Source organism: Succinimonas amylolytica DSM 2873 (assembly GCF_000378405.1).
GTDB classification, from domain to species: domain Bacteria; phylum Pseudomonadota; class Gammaproteobacteria; order Enterobacterales; family Succinivibrionaceae; genus Succinimonas; species Succinimonas amylolytica.
This window is the reverse complement of the sequence record NZ_KB899638.1, coordinates 339,591-343,859: the sequence shown is the minus strand read 5'-3', so window position 1 is coordinate 343,859 and position 4,269 is coordinate 339,591. Positions and strand designations below refer to the sequence as shown.

The 4,269-nt window shown below is 32.5% G+C and carries 4 protein-coding genes; 2 read left to right on the top strand and 2 right to left on the bottom strand.

Annotated features, from left to right (window positions below):
* The coding region (locus F557_RS23090) for a hypothetical protein (RefSeq protein WP_211209575.1) at nt 1–203 on the top strand (203 nt) is incomplete at its 5' end.
* Nucleotides 204–827: 624 nt separating this feature from the next.
* On the opposite strand, the gene F557_RS0114245 is transcribed toward F557_RS23090, so the two are convergent.
* Both F557_RS0114245 and F557_RS0114240 read right to left on the bottom strand, forming a co-directional pair.
* A complete protein-coding gene (locus F557_RS0114245) occupies nt 828–1,949 on the bottom strand; it encodes a hypothetical protein (protein WP_019002895.1) in 1,122 nt (373 codons plus the stop codon).
* 41 nt (nt 1,950–1,990) lie between these two features.
* Nucleotides 1,991–3,298, bottom strand: a complete 1,308-nt coding sequence (locus F557_RS0114240) for a bZIP transcription factor (protein ID WP_019002894.1) — start codon at nt 3,296–3,298, stop codon at nt 1,991–1,993.
* Nucleotides 3,299–3,790: 492 nt separating this feature from the next.
* On the opposite strand from F557_RS0114240, the gene F557_RS0114235 reads away from it, so the two are divergent.
* The gene (locus tag F557_RS0114235; RefSeq protein ID WP_019002893.1) at nt 3,791–4,024 is read left to right on the top strand and encodes a hypothetical protein; all 234 of its coding nucleotides are present in this window, start codon (nt 3,791–3,793) and stop codon (nt 4,022–4,024) included.
* Nucleotides 4,025–4,269 lie beyond the last annotated feature (245 nt).

Here is a 4,269-nt window from a genome sequence, read left to right as displayed (position 1 = left end):
AGCTTCGTAAGAATTCAACCCTGTCAATGAGTTCTGTTCTTGGTAAATGCCAGTCTCTGATGTGCATCAGAGATAAAAAGACGAACAAAGTGTTTGTTGAAAAACCTAACAGACAGGTCCGTGAATGTTATGAGAATTTTGGAATACCTGTTCCTCATGAGATAGATCTCAATTCTTATATCAGGCAGTTATACGAAGTTTGAATATCATCACTTGGGATCTTTTTGGGGAGAGGACTCGATCATAATCTATTACTGTCAGAGTGGAGACTCAATGGTGGATATGATCGTGTGAGTTGTAGTGTTACTTTTTGTAAAATCTTAGGATAATGGTGTACCGTTTTCGCATGCCATTACGAGTTTTTTAAGCGAATAGATCCATGAGCAAATTTCCTTTTTGCCTACAGAGAAATTCCGTATTATTCCCAAGAGAGGTGATAAAAATATCTTCCATGGCGTATGATTCAAGGTTTCTGCGGAGTAGTGTCTTGAGACTGAAGTTCATTACATCACACTTGACTTCATGATGCTTTGTCATATTTTTGATCAAACTTTAAAAATCAAGATACCGTCAGACCGTAAATTGTTTTCTGGAAATGGTATCAGCATTTGCTTTCAGTGAAATCTTCAATAAACAGACCGGGGCAACTGTAAGGATTCTACCTATTGGCAACTTAGCGCTGGCAAATACATGCTCTATCTGTTCCCTATTCAGAATACTACGAATGTTGTTGTATTTTATGAACCTGTGTGCCCAGCGCTCTATTGTAACTTAAGCAATAGTATGATATGAGTAGCGCCTGATCCAATGATAAGCACATGAAGATATCATCTGTCAGCATTTAGTTGAATTGAATTCAGTTGATCTGTAACTCTTTCATATTCTTCCTCTAAAACTATTGAATATGTTTCATTTATTTCTGGAATTGAAATGGATAAAAACGATTTGTATTCCGCTACGGAATCTTGAATAATATGTAATACATTATCTGCAATTTGAACTGTTCGATACAAGTTTTTTAAGGCAAAAATCTTTTCATCATTTTTACTGCTTTTACTCTGTAAATCACTTTTGATCTTTTTAAGAATGTTTTTATACGAAGTAACTAGAGATATTGTTTTTTCATTGTAATGAATATTTTTAATCAAAATATTATTACTTTGATAATCATTAACACTTTTGGCTTCATTGATGGCATGGCGAGCTTTTCTGATTAACAGATTACAGTTTTTGATATTTTGATCTATGCTCTCAACAGCCAAATCCATAGAATAACGATAAGCAATTGTAGTTGCTACGTACACTTCTATATAGCGCTTAACTGCTGCCGTGCTATTGTCATTTATGATTTTTTCTTCATAATATTTTTGACTTTGAATAAGAAAGTCAATGACTAGTAGAAAATCGCTCAAAACAGGAGAGGAAGCGGAAGATAAAATAAATTTTAAATTTTGCCGATCTATGGAAAAGCCATGACTGACAAAATAATCGTAGAAAATTGAATCAATATCATTCTTTTTTTTCTTTAAATTCTCTGTATTTTTATTTAAATTGGTAATTTGATTTTCTATGATTATTTTTTCATTATCATCAACTTCATAAAGTTTATATTCAAGTTCAGTTGTTTTTCTTTTGTTCAATTGAATCTTATCACTAATCTCAAATCGTGATTTTAATAATCTACCAACATCACTATCGGTGATGATATTTATTAATTTGGAACTGAATTCTCTATATGATTGAGGACTTGTCCGGTTAATTGAACTAGTGTTATCAAGTAATAAGAGATTTAAATTTGCACTGGTTACCTTTGAAACTTGTCTTATCAAGTTTTGATCGATTCCTCTATGTCTCACAGACAGATCGCTGATGGAAGATGAATCTGCGTATACTGCGGGAACAGTTAAAGATAGCATTACCGCAAATGAAATTGATTTAATTTTAAACATACAGACCTCTGCACACACTTACTTGCTGAATATCAGAAATTTTACTGAAATATTTCTTCAAGCCTATCTAGCTCATCATTTGTAAGATCATTCATGAATTCTGAATCTTGTTCCGGTATTGAAAAACCGTTGAGCACTTCCTTCAATGACGCGATATTGTCAAGATCTGAAGAAACACTTGACAAGTTCAAAGCTCCCTCATACTCAATTAAAACTATGTCTAAATTTTCGTGCAATGTTTCTTTTTTTACATCAAAGGAAAGAATTAATTTTTTTATTACAGTTCTTACTTTCTCTAATATGTTTAACAATCTGCCATCTGTTTCAATAATTGTATTAAGTTTAACTATTGATTTTTCATTCTTATTTAAATTTTTCTTTTTGTTAATGAGGATTATATGCTGTTTAGTATTTTCAATGTGCTGATTAATCTTTTTGAGTGAGGTATCTAACTCCCCTAAAGCATCTTTGATTATATAATCACTTAACCGATGTAATAAAATTTGGATTTCAAGAAATTTCTTTTTACCTTCATTTGAATCCACATTTACATTATCTGGCATCTGTCTTATAATTTCATTAAAAATATAAAATTTTATTAACTTTTGTTTTGGTGATAATCTAATCAATACATCAGTGATTTTTGGATTAGCCTGTGTTAGATGCATTTTTGTTACAATTTCAGCAATCTCGTTATTCAATTGTTTATTTTGAGATTTAAGCTGATCAATTTCCTTTTCCTTTGCTGCTAGTTCTTTTTCACTTAATTCGATTTTTTTATAATTAAAATTATTTATTGCAGCTTTATTATTTTTTATTTTACTCCTTTTTTTGTTTACATAGCTTAGCAACGAACCGAGATTTCCTTTATCAATAATACCATTTGCAATTTCATAAAAACGATTATAAGCTGCAACGTCTTCGCCAGACATTGAAGTAATATCATTTAATACGAATTTGAGATTTCTTTCTGATAACTTTGATAGATTTGCATAAATATAACGATCTGTTCCAACATTTGTACTATCTAATATATCCTCATTAATTGGCTTTATACTTTGCTTGTTGTCTGGAACTTCACGTTGAACTTTTGGCGTTTCTTGCTGAACTATTTGGACTGTCTCCCCTGAAACAGAATGATTAGATTCTGGATAAACAAACCTAATGTCGGCATAAATTGCAAAAAGTGCAGGTATTAAAAATATTATATAAATTATTTTTAATCCTTTGTCAGTGGCTTCTTGTATTAAAGCTACAATAATATAAAATAAGAAAATTAAACCACCAGTGACAAAAATAAACCAAATAAATTTTATAACATACCAAATACTTGAAAAAAAATCAGCCATACATCACCAATTAGCGTGAAACATTGATCGCAACATCGCAACATCGTAAATCATCTACCTATGTTGAGATATTGGACTATAATCTAAATATAACCACAAATTTTTAAGTTAACAAAAGTTTAAAGTAGTGTTTTTTGTGTGTAAAGTTTTTTGTTTTTTAAACTTGAGTCATATTCCAATTTTTGTTTAAAGCGAGTACTTCAGTCGTATAACTTCCATGTTACTTTTGATATTTCATGATTCTTGTCACGTTTTTTTTTTGTTGTACATTTCTTGATACAATTGACTGTCACTGGATAGTAAAATTTTAAACTGAAAGACTGGAAGAAGACGAAAGTCATCAGTAAGTTTACACCAGAACGTAGATGTCAGTACGCCAGGAACCGGGCGAAACTTCTGGATGAAGAGATAGCCGGCCGGTTTGAAGAAATGTAGTCAAAAATTACGTCAACGACGCGGCTGGGACTCAGTGATTTCTGCCGCTCCATAGAGATGCTTACGACCAATAATGCACAGGGGTACAGCAAAAAGGCGCTGATAGAGAAGTGCGGACTGTCCAGCACCAGATATTACCGCGTTATTTCGGACGAGTCCTACACCATGACAGAGGAGCTCCGCAATACCCGAGATAATGAGGAAGCGGCCAAAATCAGGCAGGTGCTGGAGAAGTACCCTAACTACTTTGGTTTTATCACCTCGCATAACCCAAAAAAAATTTTTTTCTGAGGCTTTATTGACATCGGTTCTTAGCATATAGGTAGAAGTTACAAGAGTACGTTATGGATGACAAGGATCTGAAGTATTTACTCCGATATTGAAGCAATTTTCTGATCGATTTGTACTTCATCAAGATCCCAGAAATTGAGTATTTGCTTTTGATGTGCATCAGAGATAAAAAGACGAACAAAGTGTTTGTTGAAAAACCTAACAGACAGGTCCGTGAATGTTATGAGAATTTTGGAATACCTGTT

Bases quoted from the DNA above. Each gene is read 5' to 3' on its own strand.
- F557_RS0114245 (WP_019002895.1), bottom strand. From the start codon at position 1,949: ATGTTTAAAATTAAATCAATTTCATTTGCGGTAATGCTATCTTTAACT.
- F557_RS0114240 (WP_019002894.1), bottom strand. From the start codon at position 3,298: ATGGCTGATTTTTTTTCAAGTATTTGGTATGTTATAAAATTTATTTGG.
- F557_RS0114235 (WP_019002893.1), top strand. From the start codon at position 3,791: ATGCTTACGACCAATAATGCACAGGGGTACAGCAAAAAGGCGCTGATA.